We start from the raw sequence: 19,591 nt of genomic DNA, 5'->3' as shown, positions 1-19,591 counted from the left end.
TGTCATGATAAATTACCCGCATCTTCTTGCCCCTCTGGAGCTTGGTTTTACCACGTTGAAAAACCGCGTGCTAATGGGGTCTATGCACACCGGTCTGGAAGAGACGAAAGACTGGTGTCGGGTCGCTGAGTTTTATGCAGAGCGTGCGCGCGGTGGAGTTGCGCTAATCGTAACGGGTGGAATGGCGCCAAACCGCGAAGGCGGTGTTTTCCCGGATGCTGCAGGGTTGTTCAGTGCTGAAGATATTGCGAACCATCGTACAGTCACAGACCGGGTCCATGCCGAGGGCGGCAAGATTGCGATGCAAATATTGCACGCGGGACGCTATGCATACGGACGCGAATGTGTGGCTCCTTCGCCCGTGAAGTCACCGATATCTCCTTTTCCACCAAAAGAACTGGGTGAAGCGGGAATAGAAAAGCAGATCTCGGACATTGCTACTGCCGCCGCGCGTGCGCGCGAGGCTGGTTATGATGGCGTAGAGATAATGGGGTCGGAAGGATACTTCCTAAATCAGTTTCTGGTCACTCACACAAACAAGCGGACGGATCGCTGGGGTGGAACTTACGAGAACCGGATGCGCTTGCCGCTTGAGGTTGTGCGTCGTGTTCGCGAAGCGGTGGGTGACGACTTTATTCTTATCTATCGGCTGTCGATGATTGATCTCGTGCCCAACGGGTCAACCTGGGACGAAGTTGTAGAGTTGGCAAAGCGAATAGAAACCGCTGGTGCAACAATCATTAATACCGGAATCGGTTGGCACGAAGCGCGTATTCCAACCATTGCGACGTCTGTGCCACGTGCGGCTTTTAGCTGGATAACGAAGAAACTGATGGGAGAGGTTTCCATTCCCATCATAACATCCAACCGGATAAATTCACCCGAGGTTGCAGAAGGTGTTCTGGCCGATGGCTGTGCTGATATGGTCTCTATGGCGCGGCCTTTTCTGGCGGACCCTGAATTTGTTAAGAAAGCTGCAGAGGGGCGCAGTACGGAAATTGCGCCCTGCATAGCTTGTAACCAGGCCTGTCTGGATCATACCTTTAACGGCAAGGTTTCGACATGTCTCGTAAACCCACGTGCCTGCTATGAAACGGAACTGGTACTGGAAAAAACCAATCGCGCAAAGAAGATTGCTGTGGTTGGAGCAGGACCGGCAGGGTTGTCTTGTGCGCTCGCCGCATCCGAGCGCGGGCATGAGGTAACTTTGTTTGACAGGGCTGATCAGATCGGCGGACAGCTTAACATGGCAAAACAGGTTCCCGGTAAGGAAGAATTCCGCAGCTTTGTTGATTGGTTTCGCGTGATGGTTGAAAAGTCCACCATTGATCTTTGCTTGGAGACCGAAGCAACAGTAGAGCGATTGCAAGGCTTTGACGAAGTGGTTATCGCCACGGGCGTATTGCCGCGTGATCCTGATATTGCCGGGCAGGATGCAACAAATGTCGTAGACTACATTGATGTCCTGCGTCGCAAGTTACCCGTGGGGGATAGTGTTGCAATCATCGGCGCGGGTGGCATTGGATTTGATGTCGCAGAATACCTGGTGCACGAAGGCACGAGCCCCTCTGAAGATCTGGAACGCTGGAAGGCTGAATGGGGTGTTGGCGACCCGGAGGAAACTGCTGGCGGGTTGGCACAACAAGGCCCACAGCCAGAACCAGCCGCGCGTTCGGTGACCCTTTTGCAACGCAAGGCTGAAAAACTCGGCAGACGGTTGGGCAAGACGACGGGTTGGATTCACCGTACAGAATTAAAAATGAAGGGCGTCAAAATGATTGGTGGCGTCAATTACGAAAAGATCGACGACCAAGGTTTACATGTGTCTTTTGGCGAAGCGCGGGAAAACCCGCAAACCTTGAAAGTTGATACCATTGTTCTTTGTGCGGGGCAGGTACCTGATCGCAGTCTTGTCGGCGGTTTGATTGCGTCCGGGGTAACACCGCATGTTATTGGCGGCGCGGATGTGGCAGCAGAACTGGATGCAAAGCGTGCAATCAATCAAGGTACGTGGTTGGCCTCACAATTTTAGGGTAATTTCGTAGATTCAATTTCATTTCCTGCGGAGTTTGGTTCGAAACAATTGTTTCCAAATTTCGAATTTTATTGTGATCACCGCTTTTTCGTCCGTCGCGTGACCCATTGTTGCCAAAATTGACTGTAATACACATCCGGAATGGGTGAGCGCAGTATTGGGTAACGCAATGGACCGACTAACCGAAATGGAAGCTTTCGCCACCGTCGTGGATCAAGGGGGATTCACGGATGCGGCGAAGAAAATGGGGATTTCAAAATCTGCCGTTTCCAAACATGTTTCATCACTTGAAGCACGCCTTGGTGCGAGACTACTAAACCGCACGACGCGTCGCGTCAGCCCGACAGAAATTGGCCTGGCCTATTATGATCGTGCCCGCCGCGTTTTGAACGACGCCGGAGAGGCAGATGCATTGGTTACATCAATGCAATCGGCACCTTCCGGATTGTTGCGAATATCCGTCGCGACAGATTTTGGTGTCAATCACCTGTCGCCTGTTTTGGGCGAGTTTCTTCAGGAATTTCCGGATATCACCGTTAATATGGTGCTTAACAACCGTTTCGTTGAGTTGATTTCCGAGGGGTTTGATTTAGCAATCCGTATTGGTGAATTGGAAGACAGTACGTTGCGCGCCAGAAAGCTGACTGATACCTCCAAACGTATGGTCGGCTCTCCTGACTATTTTAGAAAATTTGGTCGGCCAGAAAAAATCGACGAACTGAATGATCACAAATTGCTGCATTATTCGAACCAATCTAATGGGTCTGTCTGGAAACTGACGGCACCTTCTGGCGAAAAGCGTCAGGTGCGTACCGCAGGTTGGCTGAGCGTGAATGACGGGCAATCCCTGCTCAACGCGGCGATTTCAGGTCTGGGAATCGCGTATCTTCCTAGTTTTCTTTACGCAGAAGCCTTGAAAGATGGTCTGGTTGAAGAGGCGATGCCAGAATTGCCTGCTGACCGTCAGGGCATTTATGCGGTCTACCCACCCGGTCGGTTTACACAGCCAAAAGTGCGTGCATTTATTGATTTTCTCGTTCACGCGTTTGCAGATAAGGGGCCAGACAACTGGTAAGCACGCCTGTTACCACTTCTGTGAATCCTAAAATTTAAAAGACCGAAGTGTTTAACGCTCCGGTCTTTTTGACTGTTTTGGGGTGTTTATTCAATCGATGTTAATATGACTTCGACGCGTCTGTTTTGAGTTCGCCCATCTTCAGTCAAATTTGTTGCGCGTGGCGAAAGAAAACCCATGCCTTCGGCACTCATCTGTGCACTATCTACCCCGTAGTTGGACACCAAGTGTTGCAAAACAGAACTTGCACGCCGTTTGGAGAGCGCGACATTTCCCGCCAGTGAACCTTCTGCATCCGTGTGGCCAACAAGTGCTATGGTTTTGTCCCTATGCGCGTTTAAGTACTCCGCCAACGCCACCAGAGTAACATAGTCGCCTTCGTCAAGTTCGGATGACCCGGTTTCAAAGTTGAGGTCTTCAAGAACGACATATCCCTCCTGCTCCAACATCTCACCCAAAGCCGAATGTATACGCCCTGCGGCGAGGGGCGCAGGCGTCTCTGCTGAGGCGACAAATTGTGGCGCCGCCGCATTTTCAGCGCCAACGTGCATAAACTGAACGAAACCAGTGTCACCACTACGGCTTACCAAAAGGCTTAGATACTGCGGGGTTTCGCCGTTCAGGCGTCTTGCTGAAAGAAATCGGTAATCGCCAAGATCGACATGCATCGCAGGTTCCGGAACAACATCAATATCGAACCGAAAGTCAAAACCGCCACAGACCGTTGATTCACATTCAAAGACAATCTCGAATCCTGCTGCTGTCAACTGTTCCCGCAAAGGTGCCAGCAGTTGCAGTGTTGTCAAACCCTGAGCCGGAACTTTCCATGCTTGCTGGGTTATTTTGCCTTCGGCATTCTCCGAAACAATTACACCGTCAGACCAAGGGCCAAGGGGAAATGCGTAACTTCCGTAGGGTTCAACCTGTTCTGCAGATTGAACTGCGCTGCCGGTGAACTCCAGCGTCATGGCATGGCCTGGTCCGGAAATTACTGCCGCGACAGTCGCCAATATGAATGTGCGAAGGGTCATCTGTGTGACGCGTGGTACTCCGAGTTGGGTCGCATATCGACAGCAGATGCGACGCGATTGGTCATGTTGAAAAAGCCTGCTACAGACGCGATGTCGAATATGTCACGGTCGCTGAAACCCGCGTCCCGCAACGCCTGCCGGTCTGCTTTCTGAGTTTTGGCGCTTGCTTCCGTCAAATTTGCCGCGAAATCGAGCATTGCACGCTGGCGCTTGTCCAGGTCTGCAACGCGGTAATTCATCACAAGCATTTCCCCAAGTTCGGGGTTGCCCGACAGTTCGCGCACCGCTGCGCCATGGGCGACGAGGCAATAAAAACATTTATTGATCGATGAAACCACCACGGCGATCATTTCGCGTTCAAGTTTGGATAATCCGCTCGGTGCCAGCATGAGATCATTGTACATACCTGCAAAAGCGTTCAGCTTTTCGACGTCAAAGGCATAGGCCTTGAGCACATTTGGAACCAACCCAAGCTTTTCCGCGCAGATGTCAAAATACTTTTGCGTTGCCTCAGGAAGAGGGTCGACCATAGGAAGGTCAAGCGCGGTTACATAGGGTTCTGTCATCTGTTAGCCTGCTCTCTTACCGCTTATGCGGCTTTTATTCTGTAGTGATAGTTTCCCACATTCTGCATGCTGAGGGAAGAATAGAGAGCATTCGCCCCCTTATTTTCTTGAGTCACCAGTACTAACAGAGTTTCGGCACCCTGATCTTGTGCCCAATGCGCGGCCGCCCGCATTATATTGATGGCAACTCCTTGCCGACGCTGGTCTGGTGAAACCTCTAGCGCATGAAGAACCGCGGTATTTTGATGAATTCCGACATACGCGACCCCGGCGGCACGATCATTTTGTCGCCCGAGAACGGTGGTTTTGGGCCCTTTGGCGCGCAGCATAACGTTGATCCTTGCCGGTCCAATTCCACCCTCCGCCCAAAGTTCCCGCATGATCTGAAGTGGTGGAAAAATGTTAAACGTTGAAACGCGCGGAGGTTTTACACCGGTGAGATCTTTGACCGGACAAGAATACATGACAACGGGATCCTTGACGGTATATCCTCGAGCGTCCAGAGCAGCATCAAGTGCATGTTCACCCTTTCGGATCATGAAAAGATTAGGTTGATCAAGGGCTGCCATGGCTTTTTCGGCCATTTCAATATCGGGCAATGTTCCTAATTCTGCGGCTGTCGTAGACGAAACACGTTGCCCGCCGCCTGCTCCATCTCTCACAACCCAGCCCTCTATTTCGTGGAAAGCGGCAGGCGGCCACGTAGCTTCGGAAATCTCGAAGAGTTTGGTTAGCTCATTCGGGGTCATCTGTAACCTCAGGTAAAAGGTTTGAAAGCCGGATCATGGCGGCGTCAATCAGCCCGCCGTCAGAGCCGCGAACGACGATATTTGTTCCGTAAACACCATCTTTCTGAAATGGATAAGATCCAATTGAAAGGTCAGGAAAATCTGCGGCAAGTGCACCCAGAGGCTCGGCAATCGTGCCTTCGCCAACCATGAACCGCATCGTTTGTGACAAAAGAGGTCGCCCGCCGGAAAGCTGGTGAATAACACCAGCGACCATGGCCTGAAAGACCGAAGGAACCCCGGCCATTACGAAGACATTACCCAGAATGAAACCGGGAGCGGCAGAAACCGGGTTTTCTATTAACTCTGCGCCTTCGGGAATACGTGCCATGCGAAGACGCGCTGCATTTAATTCCAATCCTGTGTCCGCGTAGTGTTTTGTCAGAATCGCGCGCGCATCATCGCGAATATCGATAGGGATATCAAAGGCTGCTGCAATGCAATCCGCCGTAATGTCGTCATGGGTCGGCCCAATCCCGCCCGAGGTAAAAACGTAAGTGTAAGTTTCCGACAGGGTACGCGTCGCAGAGATGATTGCACTCCGATCATCAGAAACGACACGTACTTCGCTGAGTGCGATCCCGTTGTTCGTAAGCTCACCCGCAAGATGGTACATATTGGCGTCGCGTGTTCGGCCCGAGAGTATCTCGTCACCGATAACCAACATTGCTGCGGTTGGATTAGACATGTGAAGCTCCTTGTTCGGATTTCACCTTGGGTATAGGTCGGGTTTATGCGCTTTCAAACCCCCTTGGTACCTGCCGTGCTAATCCGCCGCTACAAACGTTTTCTGGCAGATGCCAGGCTGGAGGATGGACGCGAAATAACTGCCCACTGCGCAAACCCAGGCTCGATGCTGGGTTTAAAAGAACCAGGCACACGTATTTGGCTCGAACCGAACAATGACCCGAAGAAAAAGCTGAAATACGGGTGGCGCCTGGTTGAGCATGAGAATGGTCATTTTACCGGCGTCGACACAGCGCTACCCAACCGCGCAGTTCGGGCTGCCCTTATAGCAGGTGAAATACCAGAGTTGGCTAGCTACAAGACAGTACGACCAGAAGTTAAATATGGTCAAAATAGCCGTGTCGATTTCTTGCTGAGCGAGTCCGGGCTCCCGGACGCTTATGTAGAAGTCAAATCCGTCACGTTAAGACGGCAAGGCGATTTGGCGGAATTTCCTGACAGCGTAACTGCGCGGGGTGCCCGGCATCTGGAAGAGTTGAGCGCAATGGTTGCCGCAGGGAACCGCGCCGTTTTGTTTTACTTGGTGCAGCGTACCGATTGTTCCCGTGTAAGCGTGGCGGCAGATATCGACTCTGTATATGCCCAAACCTTTGCAAAAGCGCGCGCAAAAGGTGTCGAGGTGCTGTGTTATGATACAAGCATTTCGGTCGAAGATGTTTCGCTAAACCGCACGTTGCCGTTTGAAATGCCAGTTTGAAATCGGGCCTGCTGTTCGCGGTAAGGGCGCACTCCGAATGCGGTTTGTGACATAAGCTGTCTCCAATATGATTGCGGTTTGCTCTGGATGAAAGTTGTCATTATGTGTAGGAGGTTTCGAAATTGAGACTGACCAAGCAAGAGCAAACCAAATGAACGACCTTCGCGGCAAAGTTACTAAAGACGGAATTCGGATTTACGAGGCTGATGATTTCGCCGGTATGCATGCAGCAGGTCGTTTGGCTGCGCAAATTCTTGACGATATGGCACCGCTGGTTGTGCCAGGCGTAACAACCGGTGAAATTGACCGTGCAATCACTGATATGGTGGATGCGGTTGGGGCCAAGTCAGCGACGATTGGGTACAAAGGGTATAAACACGCAAGCTGCATAAGCGTGAACCATGTTGTGTGTCACGGCATCCCCGGCGAGAAAAAACTTAAAGATGGCGACATCCTGAACATTGATGTGACTGTAATTGTCAACGGATGGTTCGGTGACACAAGCCGGATGTATGTGGCCGGTCAACTGAGCCGCAAATCCGAACGTTTGATCCAGGTTACGCATGACGCGCTGTTCAAGGGTATCGAACAGGTCAAACCCGGCAACACATTTGGTGACATAGGTGCCGCGATACAAAGTTATGTCGAAGGCCATCGCATGTCGGTTGTGCGCGACTTTTGTGGTCATGGCTTGGGTCGGGTGTTCCATGCTCCGCCGAATGTGCTTCACTATGGTCGACCTGGTACTGGCCCAATGCTGGAAGAAGGCATGTTCTTTACGATTGAGCCAATGGTCAACCTTGGCCGCCCTGAAACAAAGGTTTTGGCCGATGACTGGACAGCTGTTACACGAGACAAGTCCTTGTCAGCGCAATTCGAACATTCAGTAGGTGTTACAGCAGATGGTGTCGACATTTTCACATTGTCACCCGGAAACAAGTTCCACCCGACGTGGGGCGAATAATCTGCAGTAACTCACAGCGATCCCTCTAGTTATGTTCTCCCGAGAATGGTAACAAACGTGTCCCCGTATTTCCGACTGTCATGCAGTTCAAAACCTTCTGGCGCCTTTTGGGGGCTTTTTTCTTCCCACACGATCAATGCGCCTTCGGCGATCCATCCGCCCTTAACTGCCAGGTCTAAAGCGGTCTCGCCCAGGCCTTTGCCATAGGGTGGGTCCATAAAAACCAGATCATAGGGTTCGTTGCCGTTCACGGGCAAACGGCAGGCGTCACAACTCAAAAGCTGTGTATCCGGCTGGCGGCGTGTCAAAGCAATATTTTCGCGGATGAGCTTTTTAGCAACGCGACCGTTGTCAACAAACGTAACGTGCGAAGCCCCGCGAGAGAGTGCTTCAAGCCCCAGTGCACCTGTACCCGCAAACAGATCAAGCACCCGGGTATCCGTAATTGGGTCGCCAAAGCGACCACCCAGAAGTACGTTGAACAGACTTTCGCGCACCCTGTCAGCGGTTGGCCGCAAATGCGCCCCGGCATCGCCTTTACCAACCGAAGTGAGCGTAAGCCCTCGATGCGTGCCAGCTATGATCCTCACGCCTTCAACAAGGCTTTCATGTCGGTGTCCGGGTTTGCAATTACGCTAGGTGCAGGGGATTTCCCCGATTCAATAAGCCGCTTTCCGATCATATAGCTGCGTGGATCATTCATCGCATCAACAGCAAGCAAAGTGTCTCCCTTGTAGTACCAATGCGATACAGCATCGCCCTTGTCACCCGGGCGCACGACGATAGTGTCGTAGCCTGTGTTTAATCCTGCGATCTGCAATTTGGTGCCAAACTGATCAGACCAGAACCAAGGCATAGGGACATATTCCTTTCCCGCACCCAGAATGTTTTCGGCGACCAACTCTGCCTGATCTATCGCGTTTTGAACGCTCTCAAGACGAATACGATTGCCTTTGTAGGGAAACGAAGCACAATCACCCGCGGACCAGATTGCAGGGTCAGAGGTGCGACCCTGTGCATCAACCTTGATGCCATTCTCAATTGTCAGCCCAGCGACCTCTGCCAGCGTACTTCCCGGCATTATGCCAACACCCACGATAACAAAATCAACGTCGGTTTCACTGCCATCGGTAAAGCGAGCGCCACTGACACGACCCTCACCCAGCAGACGTTCCAAACCCAGCCCTTCAAGGATATTTACGCCGTGAGACTGGTGTAGCTTGCGGAAATAGTCTGACGTTTCAGGCGCTGCAACGCGTTGCAAAATGCGATCTGCCATTTCAACGAGCGTGACTTGTACGCCGAGCTTGGATGCAACTGCCGCAGCCTCTAGCCCAATATAGCCACCGCCAACAATCAAAACGCGACGTCCGCTGGTAAACTCCGGTGCCATGCCGTCAACATCAGCAAGGGTGCGTACGACGTGAACACCTTGTAATGCGCCGCCGATTGCATCAGGCAAATGACGCGGAACGGAGCCAGTGGTTAGCGCGAGTTGATGGTAAGAGATTGTCTCATCCCCAACGGTCACGGTTTTGGCAGTCGTATCGATGCTTGAAACGGGTTTGCCGAGCCTTAAAGTGATGTTTGCCTCGTCGTAGTAACTTTTGGGCCTTAAATAGAGCCGCTCCAGATCCATCTCACCGAGCAGATATTTCTTTGACAACGGCGGGCGTTGATAAGGGGGGACTGGTTCTTCTCCAATCAAGGTCACTTTGCCTTCGAAACCAAGGTTTCGAAGTTTGACGACAAGAGAACACCCAGCTTGTCCTGCGCCGATAATCACAATATGACTCATCTCTTTCCCCGTGACCTAGTAGTTGCAGGTATGAAGCCTATATCTTCGTCTACACGAAACGCAATCGCGCAAGAGGGGCCAAGATGACAATATCTGTCGGAAACAGACTACCAGAGGCTACGCTGCTGAAAATTGGCGAAGATGGGCCAGAATCAGTGGCGCTTTCAGACAAGCTTGCCGGACGAAAAGTGATTATTTTCGGCGTGCCGGGCGCTTTTACACCTACGTGCCACTCCGCGCATGTCCCGAGTTTCATTCGGTCAAAAGATGCGCTTGAAGCGAAAGGCGTTGACGAGATAATCTGTATTTCGGTGAATGACCCTCATGTAATGAAAGCCTGGAGCGACGCGACGGGTGCATCCGATGCCGGTTTGACGATGCTCGCGGATGCACAAAGCGCTTTCACCACAGAAATTGGGATGAGTTTCGATGCTCCACCTGCCGGTCTGATGGCGAGATCAAAGCGTTATGCAATGCTTGTTGAAGATGGTGTTGTAAGAATCTTGAACGAGGAGGTTGCCCGGGGAACCTGCGAAATCTCAGGCGGTGAAAATCTTCTCGCAGCACTTTAATTCTTTATCCGTAAAATATCCCTGCCGGAGGCACTAAAGTTTTTGCCTCCGGCGGGGATATTTATTGGAAAAAGAAAGTTTCGCGGTTGTCTGAGCTTATCGAATAGGCTCGATGGGTTTTTCAACAAAGCAGATGTTTAGTGCGCAAGCGTATCCATCTTGTTGGCCAACTTTACATCAAGCTCTGTCAGACCGTCTGAATCGTGCGTCGTAAGGGTCACGTCCACTTTATTGTAGACGTTCGACCATTCTGGGTGGTGGCGGTATTTTTCAGACCAGATTGCAATCCGGGTCATCCACCCGAACGCCTCGATAAAGCTTTTGAAGGTGAAGGTTTTCGAGATCGCGTCGCGATCCGGGACGAGAGACCAGCCGTTTTGAATTAGTGGAGCGAGGTCAGATTCACGTTGTTCATCGGACAGTTTCATTTTTCTTCTCCGGATGATTTCTTGAATGGGCCATAGCTGGTCAGTACATCGATATCATTGTCAACGGCTTCACGTTCTGCGACCAGGTATTTTTCAACTGCATTCGCAAAGCCGGGGTCGGCGATCCAATGCAGCGAATGAGTCGTGACCGGCAGGTAGCCGCGCGCCAGTTTGTGGTCGCCCTGAGCACCAGCTTCGACGCGTGTCTGGCCGTGGGTAATGGCGTAATCAATCGCCTGATAATAGCAGAGTTCAAAATGCAGGCAGGCGTGGTCTTCGGTGCACCCCCAATAGCGGCCGTAAAGAGTACCTTTTCCGATCATGTTCATGGCCCCAGCTATCCAGCGGCCATTGCGCTCTGCCAACACCAGCAGGATATCGTCACGCAGAGTTTCTTGCGCAATATCAAAGAATGCGCGCGTCAGATAAGGGGTGCCCCATTTTCGTGCGCCTGTGTCCTGGTAAAATGTCCAGAATGCGTCCCAGTGCTCGGGTTCGATCTGGTCCCCGGTAAATTGATGGATTGTTCCGCCAAATGTCTGCGCCGTTGCACGCTCTTTTCGGATGTTTTTGCGTTTGCGCGCCGCAAGGCTCGCTAAAAACGCATCAAAATTTGCATAGTCTGTATTTTCCCAGTGGAACTGCTGGCTCGTGCGGTGAAGCAGACCCATTGCGCGGCCTGCTTCGGCCTCGGCTTCAGTGCAATATGTTATGTGCAGCGAAGAAAGTTGATTTTCAGACGCGAGCTGTACTGCACCTTGTACCAGTGCAGACTGACCCATCTCCTCATACCCTGGGCGCGCCAGAAACCGCCTGCCAGTGGCTGGTGTAAAGGGGACGGAAATTTGCAGCTTCGGGTAATATCGTCCGCCAGCGCGTTCATAAGCGTGTGCCCAGCTATAGTCGAAAACATACTCGCCCTGACTATGGGTCTTTGCGTAGGCCGGGGTGACAGCAATAGCCATTTCACCGGCGTAAGCAACTAGGTAACGAGGCGTCCAACCCGTACCCGTGCCAACAGACCCGCTGTCTTCCAGCGCTTTGAGGAATCGGTGGGTTGTAAACGGATCAATCGGCCTGCTTTCGTTTGATTCGGGGCAAGCACAGGCATCCCACTCTGCTTCTGAAATATCAGAGAGCGACGTCAGAACATGTATTTCGATTTGTTGATTGCTCATCTGCCTCACCTGTCTGCGGGACATAGATTGGGGGCGAAGCGGCCAACGTCAAGCGGTGGGCAAGGCAGCGGCGTAACCTTCGAAGGTAATATTGTCGGCAATTTTGCGCGCTTCGGCTTCGGCTTCGGGGCTGCGTATCGTCCAGCACAAAATATGCGCGCCACTTGCTTTTAGTTCTGCAACGCGTGGTCTGGAGAGATCTGCTGCCTCGTGGCTGATAAAGCAAGCGCCAACGCGATCATAATCCGGGATATCACGCAAGATTTGGCGTCGTGCTGCCGGAATCATTTGTGTATCTTTGTCTGTCCAGCCTTCTGTAACGAGTCCGCGCGGAAGATGCGGTGCAAGTTCTGCAAGTTTGGCAACTGAATGCGGGTTGAAAGACATTAGTGCGACCGGACCTTCGTAGCCTATCAACGCATTCACAACTGCCTGCTCCAAAGGCCCGATGTTTGGGCCCATCTCACCGTCTTGGTCTTTTAGTTCGACAAGTAGAGGAGCACGCCCGGCGACAAGGTCTAGAACTTCAGCAAAACTCGGTACATTTTCGTTGCTGCCAATCAGTTGAATCTCTGCCATTTCTGCGGCTGAACGTTGCTGAATCGGGCCCCTTTCACTAGTTAGACGGGTCAAATCATAGTCGTGAAAAACCATGGCCTGATCGTCTTTGGTGCGCTGCAGGTCCATCTCAATGCCGTAGCCTGCTTCAATAGCAGCAAGAAACGCAGCGCGCGAATTTTCAGCACGGCCTTTTGCAAGATTGTGGTAGCCTCGATGCGCAATCGGAGTTGATAAAAATACCGGGGGCAGATGCGTCATTTTATTTGAAAAATACCTTCAATTTCCACGGCAACACCCAACGGCAGTGATGCAGCACTAACAGCAGAGCGCGAATGACGCCCGGCGTCACCCATCGCTGCAACAAGAAAATCGGACGCCCCATTTATGACTTTAGGCTGGTCAGTGTAGTCGGCGGTCGAATTGACGAATCCGGTGAGTTTTACGGCGCGGACAAGGCGGTTAAGATCGCCACCGCAAGCGGCCTTAACTTGCGCGAGTAGGCTGATTGCACAGGATTTTGCAGCGTCTGCGCCTTGTTCAGTTGACATATCGTCACCAAGCTTGCCGGTGATTAACCCATCAGGCCCATTAGAGATTTGGCCAGAGACATACACAATGTCGCCAATCTGTACGAACGGCACGTAGTTAGCGGCCGGGGCAGGTGCATCGGGTAGTGTTACACCAAGTTCAACAAGTCGTGCTTCGAGACCATTGCTCATGAGAATTCTCCCTATTCGAATTTGAACAGACGCTAGCCCGGACTGCGGACGGGGAAAACCACAAAATCGGTTCTGGTCGAATTTCAAACCAAAATTGTTGAGATTGTTCGTCCCTTCAAGCCTCTAAGGCGTTAATAATGCATTAAGATTAGGCCTACGTGGCGCGTTGAAAGTACTATTGGCAACAAAGCAACGCCCTCCGTGTTCCATAGAAAAAACAAGATTAATTGATTTATCGTTGCTCGTTGTAACCAAACAGTCACAATGACGTTTTCTACACCGCCGATTGATTGGACTTTGTAAGTAAAATACTATTTGAGGGGCTGAATGGGATTGTCGAAGAGAATTATTTTGCCTGGATCCAGAACCTGCCCCACAAGAGCTAGGCTAAAAATGGCTTGTGTACTTGTCGTCGCGCTGTCTCTCAGCGCGTGCGGTTTTTCGCAGCCAGTCGATGGAATTCAGGATCCAAATGAGAGACTAAACCGCCGTATTCATGCCGAAAACATAGCGTTTGACCGTTTTCTGTTCCGCCCAGCTTCAAAGGTTTATGGCAGAGGGATACCGATGCCTATTCGCCGAGGTATCGGTAACTTCGCCGGAAACCTGAATTTGCCGCGTGTTGTTGTAAACAACCTCTTGCAGTTTAGGATTGGGAAGGCACTGAAGCACACCGGGCGTTTTGTGATCAATACAACGCTAGGTATGGGTGGCCTTCTGGACCCGGCCACACCTATGGGTGTTGAGGAAGACAGAACCAATTTTGGCGAAACGCTATATGTCTGGGGTTTCAAAGAAGGTAACTTTATGGAATTACCTTTGTTGGGGCCGTCGACGGACCGGGCTACAGTGGGCATGATTGTCGACCTTTTTACCAATCCGCTTGTCTACATGGTGCCATCGCCTGAAAACGCAATTGGTGTATTTTCAGCAGGACTCGCAAAAGTTGGTGATCGGTACGAGTATTCGTCTACGATAGACTCTATCTTGTATGAGAGCGAAGATAGTTACGCACAGGCACGTTCTCTTTACTTGCAGAATCGCAGGTTTGAGCTGGGTGTAGAAGTAACCGACGACGAAGTTGACGAAATAGATTCATTGTTCGAGGATCTGTATGGTGAATGATGTAAAACGACGAACTGTTCTGGCCGGACTTGGTGCCGGCGTGGTTGCCGCGGCGGTGCCCGGTTCAGCGATGGCGCTGACCACCGCTGAAGCGCGCAGACTGATTGATGATGTCGTGAGCGAGATCACGCGCGTTATCAACTCTGGCGGATCTGAATCACGTATGTTGACGCAATTCGAACGAATATTTGATCGGTTTGCGAACACTGCCGTCATTGCTATCCGGGTGCTTGGAGCCGATGCGCGCTCTGCCAGCCAAGCGCAACTACGCGATTTTACAGTGGCATTTCGAAGATACATTGCACGCAAATATGGTCGTCGGTTTAGGGAATTTATAGGGGGTCGGATCGAAGTCGATTCAGCCCGCGCTGTAAAAAGCTGGCACGAAGTGCAGACAACTGCACATCTGCAGGGAGAAGCGCCTTTCCGCATCGATTTTCTGGTCAAGGAAGCAGGTGGTCGAAACCTGTTTTTTGACATGGTGATCGAAGGAATTAGCCTGACAAAAGTTGAGCGCGAAGAGATAGGCGCAATGCTTGACCGGCGACGTGGGAATCTTGATCAGTTGATCAGCGATCTCCGGAACACCGGCTGACGCGATGCGCTTGGGCATTGTCATAGCCACAGGCCTCTTGGCCTCGGCAGCAATAGCTGAAGAACAGCTTGGGAGTTTCGATGGTATCTACCGTCAGGTGGCTGGTGCTGATTGTGCTAGGATTGGCGAAGAGGGTGGTGCACTAAAGGTCGAAGACAACACCTTTATTGGTGTCGGTTCACAATGCACGATGATTAGCCCGGTCTCTGTTCGGGATATGAATGCCGTTCTCTATGACATGGAATGCGAAGCCGAAGACGCCCATTGGGTCGAACGGGTGCTGTTCATGAAAGCTGCCGATTCAGGGCTGATCATGGTCTGGAACGGCTATGCATTCAAATATGATAACTGTTCAGAGGAAGATCTGGTTGAGGGTGCTGTTGACGACGTCGTTAGCAACGAGTGAAAATCACATTAGCACTCGCCCGCGCTAGCGGCGCAAGCAAACCAGTTAAGAGGCGTCTCTGGTGCAAAAGTTAGCGATTGCGACCGCCGAATATGCTGTTCAATACATCAAGAATTATGCCATCTGCCTGACGGTCCCGTCTGCCCCTGTTGCCACGTGTACGCAATTCGGACAAAGGTGGCTGCGGTGGAACGGGTGTTATCATAGGCAGCGGTTGAGCAGGCAAACCTTCATGAACCCGTAGCATCGTTTCGTGCCATATTTCGGCTGGCAGACCACCGCCTGTCACACCAGTGAGCGGAGTGTTGTTGTCATAGCCCATCCAGACGCCCGCAACATAGTCGGCGGTAAAGCCTAAAAACCACGCATCGCGCGCGGCCTGAGTTGTTCCTGTTTTACCTGCTGCTGGCCGTCCCGGCAACTTTGCACGCTGACCAGTACCGGCTTCGACAACCTGGTTCATCATGTAGATGAGTTGCGCAGCTGCATTTTCACTGATGACACGTTCACCGATGCCACCCTCTTGTCGCATAAGGGGGTCCTGCTCGCCCTGTAGCCGAAGCTCAACAAGCCCGTAAGGTGTCACACTGCTTCCGCCGTTTAAGATGCCAGCGTATGCGCCTGTCATTTCAATAAGAGTGGATTCCGATGCGCCAAGCGCCAGTGCCGGGCCCAAAGCCAGATCACTTTCAATGCCGAAATCGGCTGCGATTTTGCGCACATTTTCGCGACCTACGCTTTCGGAAACGCGGACAGCCGGAATGTTAAAGGACTGTCTCAGGGCGTCGGTCAGGGTCACTTGGCCATGAAATTTGTGATCATAGTTCGTCGGAGACCATGCGCCGGACCCCGGAATGTTGATTGTGAGCGGTGAGTCATCAACGTAATCGTTGTAACTGTACCCAAGGTCGAGAGCGGCGGCATAAACGAAGGGTTTGAATGCTGACCCAGTTTGACGCAGAGCCTGCGTCGCACGATTGAATGCGCCTGATACGCGTGTTTGCCGTCCGCCAACCATTGCACGCACCGCCCCGTCGGATGACATGACAACGATCGCGGCTTGTGCTTCTGAACCGTCGCGTACCTTGGTTTCAAAAATGTAGGCCAGCGCTTCTTCGGCAGCAGTTTGTATGCGCTGATCAAGCGTTGTGCGGATGATAACGTCTTCGGTTGTGTTGCTGGTAAAGAAATCTGGCCCACTTCCCATGACCCAATCCGCAAAATACCCACCGGCGCGTGCGGCTGCGGCTGCGGATAATTCCGCGGGGTTTTCGCGTGCATTCACTGCCTCAGCCGTAGAAAGATATCCCTGCTCTTCCATCAGATTCAAAACGACCTGCGCACGGTCACGAGACCGTTCAAGGTTGTTCGTCGGTGCATAGCGTGTCGGGGCTTTCAGCAAGCCCGCCAACATTGCAGCCTCTGTCGGAGAAACTGTGTTTGCTGATTCACCGAAATAACGTTGGCTCGCCGCCTCAAAACCACGTGCACCTGCGCCTAAAAACGCGCGATTGAGGTAGATCGTAAGGATTTCGTCTTTGCTGTACCGTACCTCCATCGCAAGTGCGTAGATCGCTTCTTTCGCCTTACGCCAGAGCGTTCCCCGGCGACAATCAGCCTCGTATTCTGCTTCAGTCATCCCTGAACTAGGGTCGTGTGGAACACCAAGACACAGCAGTTTCGCTGTTTGTTGCGTTATTGTAGAGCCACCGTTGCCGGACAGCGGGCCGCGTCCGGCGCGTAGGTTGATGCGTACTGCGCTCGCAATCCCACGCGGGCTTATGCCAAAATGCCGGTAAAAACGCTTGTCTTCGGTCGCGATGACGGCGTTCTTCAGATGTGGGGAAACGGTATCAGCCGTAATCATGCCGCCAAACTGATCGCCGCGCCACGCGAACACCTGCCCGTTTCTGTCAAGCAGTGTGACGGATCCGCGGGTACGTCCGTCGATCAGCTGTGTGGCGTCAGGCAGTGTTGCAGCGAAGTACCCAACGGTCAGGGTGACTAGCAGCAGCAGCACAGCAGAGCTGCGCCAGACCACACCCCAGATCATCCGAAATACCCAACGAAACAATCCTGATATCGCCCTAATAATTGGGTTGCGAGATCTGCTCCGCCTACGTCGTGTCGTTTTCCTTGGGGTGGGTTTGCTTTTAGTTGTTCGGCGTGTGGTAGCTGTCTTGGCAGCAGGTTTTTTACCTGATGCTGCCTTTGACGCATAACGCCGATCCGCCACCAATGGCGGTTTCTTTTTGCCAGTACCACTCATGCGTCACCCAATCCGGCGCCTGCCTTTTTTTCGCAACTTACACGCTTCGCGTTGGAATGTGGAGCTTATAGAGCCAATCGCAATCCATTTTTCCAAAGCTTAAATTTTAAGCATAGCCCGAAAAAACCGCAAAAAATGTGCGATCGAAGGGATTCATGCCTAAATTTTCGTCTCTCTCCCTTGAAGCGCGCATGTGCGGCATCGCTATGCTGCAGCTGCAAACACGCGGTCAGAAGGGAAATAACGTGAAACTTATCATAGCGACCATCAAACCGTTCAAGCTCGAAGATGTCCGGGTTGCACTTACAGAAACAGGCGTACGGGGCATGATGGTGAGTGAAATCAAAGGATTTGGTGCCCAGTCCGGTCATACGGAAATTTACCGGGGGGCCGAATATACGGTGAACTTTGTTCCGAAGATCAAACTTGAGATCGTTGTCGCTGCGGCAATGGCCGATCAGGTGATCGAAACAATCCAGAAAACAGCCAACACCGGCAAGATCGGCGACGGCAAAATATTCGTGCTTGATGTGGCGCAGGCAATGCGTGTGCGGACCGGCGAAATGAACGAGGACGCGCTGTAAAGCGGCGGACTGTCAGAGAGGAATATAGAAATGAGACTGACAACACTTAGTCTGGCCGCACTGGTGGCCGCACTTCCAAGCCTTGGGTTTGCGCAAGAAGTGGATGAAACACCACTGAACGCCGATATCGGCTTTATCTTTACGACATTCATGTTTCTGGTCACCGGGTTTCTGGTGTTCTGGATGGCGGCAGGGTTTGCCATGCTTGAGGCGGGTCTTGTTCGCGGCAAGAACGTCACCATGCAGTTAATGAAGAACGTTGCATTGTTTTCTCTGGCGTCGATCTTCTACTACCTGATTGGTTACAACCTTATGTATCCGGGTGACGGCTGGTCGATTGACGGAATTCTTGGGGCGTTTTCTCCGGCTTCGTTAGAACCTGTCGGCCTTGCAGACACCGAAGCAGACCTGACTTATGCGTCTGTGGGTTCAGACTTCTTCTTCCAGCTTATGTTCTGTGCAGCGACCGCGTCGATCGTGTCGGGTGCCATGGCAGAACGCGTAAAATTGTGGCCATTCCTGATTTTCACCGTGCTGCTGACGTCTGTCATCTATCCCATTCAGGCAAGTTGGAAATGGGGCGGCGGATTTCTGAACGAAATGGGCTTTCTTGATTTTGCCGGCTCGACCGTTGTGCACTCGGTCGGGGGCTGGGCTGCCCTGACAGGTGCTATTATCCTTGGGCCGCGTATCGGCAAATACAAAGATGGCAGAACCGTCCCAATGCCGGGTTCGAACTTGACGCTGGCTACATTGGGAACGTTTATTCTGTGGATGGGTTGGTTTGGTTTCAATGGCGGCTCGCAGCTTTACATGGATACCGCTGGTAACGTTTCTGACATCAGCCGGATCTTTAGCAATACCAATCTGGCTGCTGCCGGGGGCGCGCTCGCCGTACTCATCCTGACTCAGGTTCTTTATAAGAAACCTGATTTGACGATGGTGCTGAACGGTGCACTTGCCGGGCTTGTATCGATCACTGCAGAACCGCTAACGCCAAGCCTTGGCGCATCTGTTCTGATTGGTGCAATCGGTGGTGTGATTGTTGTCTTTGCGGTGCCAATGCTGGATCGGTTCAAAATCGACGACGTCGTCGGTGCAATTCCGGTTCACCTGCTTGCAGGTATCTGGGGAACTCTGGCGGTCTGCCTGACAAATAGCGATGCATCTTTTGTCACCCAATTGATCTCGATCATAGTGGTAGCTGCCTTTGTCGTGGTTGCTTCAGCTGTGGTCTGGCTCGTTCTGAAGGGTCTGATGGGGCTCCGAGTGAGCGAAGAGGCCGAGATCACAGGGCTCGACATGACCGAATTGGGCATGGAGGCCTACCCCGAGTTCTCTAACGGCTGATTCCCTTCCTTTTCAGCCGAGAGACATCTTGCCCGGGCCTAAGTGCCCGGGCCTTTTTTGTTTGTCTTAACGAAAAACGCGGCCTCCCGGGGCACGCTTTCGT

21 protein-coding genes are annotated in these 19,591 nt (G+C 52.1%); 10 read left to right on the top strand and 11 right to left on the bottom strand.

The genetic code is table 11. The annotated features are described in order from the left end of the window. Nucleotides 1-4 precede the first annotated feature (4 nt). Together MWU63_RS10100 and MWU63_RS10095 are read left to right on the top strand one after the other, a co-directional pair. On the top strand, nt 5-2,032 hold the full coding sequence (locus tag MWU63_RS10100) for an NADPH-dependent 2,4-dienoyl-CoA reductase (RefSeq protein WP_246531551.1): 2,028 nt from the start codon (nt 5-7) through the stop codon (nt 2,030-2,032). A gap of 172 nt (nt 2,033-2,204) precedes the next feature. Beyond that, nucleotides 2,205-3,110 carry a LysR family transcriptional regulator gene (locus MWU63_RS10095; protein WP_213887089.1) on the top strand — a complete coding sequence of 302 codons (906 nt, stop codon included), beginning with the start codon at nt 2,205-2,207 and terminating at the stop codon, nt 3,108-3,110. Between the two features lie 86 nt (nt 3,111-3,196). Here the strand turns inward: MWU63_RS10095 and MWU63_RS10090 are convergent, their stop codons facing one another. From MWU63_RS10090 to MWU63_RS10075, 4 genes are read right to left on the bottom strand one after another with little or no spacing between them, the layout of a single operon-like run. After that, nucleotides 3,197-4,141: an OmpA family protein gene (locus MWU63_RS10090; protein ID WP_213887090.1), complete on the bottom strand. Its 945-nt coding sequence runs from the start codon at nt 4,139-4,141 to the stop codon at nt 3,197-3,199. Beyond that, nucleotides 4,138-4,707 (bottom strand): peroxidase-related enzyme, encoded by a 570-nt coding sequence (locus MWU63_RS10085; RefSeq protein WP_213887091.1) that lies wholly within the window; start codon nt 4,705-4,707, stop codon nt 4,138-4,140. The genes MWU63_RS10090 and MWU63_RS10085 overlap by 4 nt, the downstream gene beginning before the upstream one ends. A gap of 23 nt (nt 4,708-4,730) precedes the next feature. After that, entirely contained in the window at nt 4,731-5,456 is a 726-nt protein-coding gene (locus MWU63_RS10080) for a GNAT family N-acetyltransferase (RefSeq protein WP_213887092.1), read from the bottom strand. Continuing rightward, nucleotides 5,443-6,183 carry a molybdopterin-binding protein gene (locus MWU63_RS10075; RefSeq protein WP_247077766.1) on the bottom strand — a complete coding sequence of 247 codons (741 nt, stop codon included), beginning with the start codon at nt 6,181-6,183 and terminating at the stop codon, nt 5,443-5,445. The genes MWU63_RS10080 and MWU63_RS10075 overlap by 14 nt, the downstream gene beginning before the upstream one ends. Nucleotides 6,184-6,228: 45 nt before the next feature. On the opposite strand from MWU63_RS10075, the gene sfsA reads away from it, so the two are divergent. Both sfsA and map read left to right on the top strand, forming a co-directional pair. Further along, complete coding sequence (gene sfsA, locus MWU63_RS10070) at nt 6,229-6,939, top strand: DNA/RNA nuclease SfsA (RefSeq protein WP_213887094.1); 711 nt, start codon at nt 6,229-6,231, stop codon at nt 6,937-6,939. A 151-nt stretch (nt 6,940-7,090) separates the two neighbouring features. Then, a complete protein-coding gene (map, locus tag MWU63_RS10065; protein WP_213887095.1) occupies nt 7,091-7,903 on the top strand; it encodes a type I methionyl aminopeptidase in 813 nt (270 codons plus the stop codon). Nucleotides 7,904-7,932: 29 nt separating this feature from the next. On the opposite strand, the gene rsmD is transcribed toward map, so the two are convergent. After that, a complete protein-coding gene (rsmD, locus tag MWU63_RS10060; protein WP_213887096.1) occupies nt 7,933-8,493 on the bottom strand; it encodes a 16S rRNA (guanine(966)-N(2))-methyltransferase RsmD in 561 nt (186 codons plus the stop codon). After that, nucleotides 8,490-9,701 (bottom strand): FAD-dependent oxidoreductase, encoded by a 1,212-nt coding sequence (locus tag MWU63_RS10055; protein ID WP_213887097.1) that lies wholly within the window; start codon nt 9,699-9,701, stop codon nt 8,490-8,492. Before MWU63_RS10055 ends, rsmD begins: the two co-directional genes overlap by 4 nt. Before the next feature lie 83 nt (nt 9,702-9,784). Here MWU63_RS10055 and MWU63_RS10050 point away from each other — a divergent pair, with 83 nt between their 5' ends. Beyond that, nucleotides 9,785-10,273, top strand: coding sequence for a peroxiredoxin (locus tag MWU63_RS10050; RefSeq protein ID WP_213887098.1), 489 nt, complete (start codon nt 9,785-9,787; stop codon nt 10,271-10,273). Nucleotides 10,274-10,410: 137 nt separating this feature from the next. Here MWU63_RS10050 and MWU63_RS10045 read toward each other — a convergent pair whose 3' ends face one another. The 4 genes from MWU63_RS10045 to MWU63_RS10030 are packed head-to-tail and all read right to left on the bottom strand — an operon-like array spanning nt 10,411 to nt 13,159. Further along, nucleotides 10,411-10,701, bottom strand: coding sequence for a 4a-hydroxytetrahydrobiopterin dehydratase (locus tag MWU63_RS10045; RefSeq protein ID WP_213887099.1), 291 nt, complete (start codon nt 10,699-10,701; stop codon nt 10,411-10,413). Beyond that, complete coding sequence (locus MWU63_RS10040) at nt 10,698-11,879, bottom strand: GNAT family N-acetyltransferase (protein WP_247077764.1); 1,182 nt, start codon at nt 11,877-11,879, stop codon at nt 10,698-10,700. The genes MWU63_RS10045 and MWU63_RS10040 overlap by 4 nt, the downstream gene beginning before the upstream one ends. Nucleotides 11,880-11,927: 48 nt before the next feature. Beyond that, entirely contained in the window at nt 11,928-12,698 is a 771-nt protein-coding gene (locus MWU63_RS10035) for a glycerophosphodiester phosphodiesterase family protein (protein WP_213887101.1), read from the bottom strand. Next, nucleotides 12,695-13,159, bottom strand: a complete 465-nt coding sequence (locus MWU63_RS10030) for a RidA family protein (protein WP_213887102.1) — start codon at nt 13,157-13,159, stop codon at nt 12,695-12,697. The genes MWU63_RS10035 and MWU63_RS10030 overlap by 4 nt, the downstream gene beginning before the upstream one ends. Before the next feature lie 393 nt (nt 13,160-13,552). Between MWU63_RS10030 and MWU63_RS10025 the strand changes: the two genes are divergently transcribed. The 3 genes from MWU63_RS10025 to MWU63_RS10015 are packed head-to-tail and all read left to right on the top strand — an operon-like array spanning nt 13,553 to nt 15,285. Further along, nucleotides 13,553-14,284 (top strand): VacJ family lipoprotein, encoded by a 732-nt coding sequence (locus tag MWU63_RS10025; RefSeq protein WP_213887103.1) that lies wholly within the window; start codon nt 13,553-13,555, stop codon nt 14,282-14,284. Next, nucleotides 14,274-14,879: an ABC transporter substrate-binding protein gene (locus MWU63_RS10020; protein WP_213887104.1), complete on the top strand. Its 606-nt coding sequence runs from the start codon at nt 14,274-14,276 to the stop codon at nt 14,877-14,879. Before MWU63_RS10025 ends, MWU63_RS10020 begins: the two co-directional genes overlap by 11 nt. 4 nt (nt 14,880-14,883) lie before the next feature. Then, entirely contained in the window at nt 14,884-15,285 is a 402-nt protein-coding gene (locus MWU63_RS10015) for a hypothetical protein (RefSeq protein WP_213887105.1), read from the top strand. Between the two features lie 70 nt (nt 15,286-15,355). Here the strand turns inward: MWU63_RS10015 and MWU63_RS10010 are convergent, their stop codons facing one another. Next, nucleotides 15,356-17,554, bottom strand: a complete 2,199-nt coding sequence (locus MWU63_RS10010; protein ID WP_247077762.1) for a PBP1A family penicillin-binding protein — start codon at nt 17,552-17,554, stop codon at nt 15,356-15,358. A gap of 245 nt (nt 17,555-17,799) precedes the next feature. Here MWU63_RS10010 and MWU63_RS10005 point away from each other — a divergent pair, with 245 nt between their 5' ends. Together MWU63_RS10005 and MWU63_RS10000 are read left to right on the top strand one after the other, a co-directional pair. Then, a complete protein-coding gene (locus MWU63_RS10005; RefSeq protein ID WP_213887107.1) occupies nt 17,800-18,138 on the top strand; it encodes a P-II family nitrogen regulator in 339 nt (112 codons plus the stop codon). A gap of 30 nt (nt 18,139-18,168) precedes the next feature. Further along, nucleotides 18,169-19,488 (top strand): ammonium transporter, encoded by a 1,320-nt coding sequence (locus MWU63_RS10000; RefSeq protein ID WP_213887108.1) that lies wholly within the window; start codon nt 18,169-18,171, stop codon nt 19,486-19,488. Nucleotides 19,489-19,591 lie beyond the last annotated feature (103 nt).

Origin of the sequence: Pseudohalocynthiibacter sp. F2068, from assembly GCF_023015645.1 — a bacterium.
Lineage (GTDB): Bacteria > Pseudomonadota > Alphaproteobacteria > Rhodobacterales > Rhodobacteraceae > Pseudohalocynthiibacter > Pseudohalocynthiibacter aestuariivivens.
The sequence above is the reverse complement of the archived record's forward strand: the minus strand, read 5'-3'. Positions and strand labels throughout refer to the sequence as shown.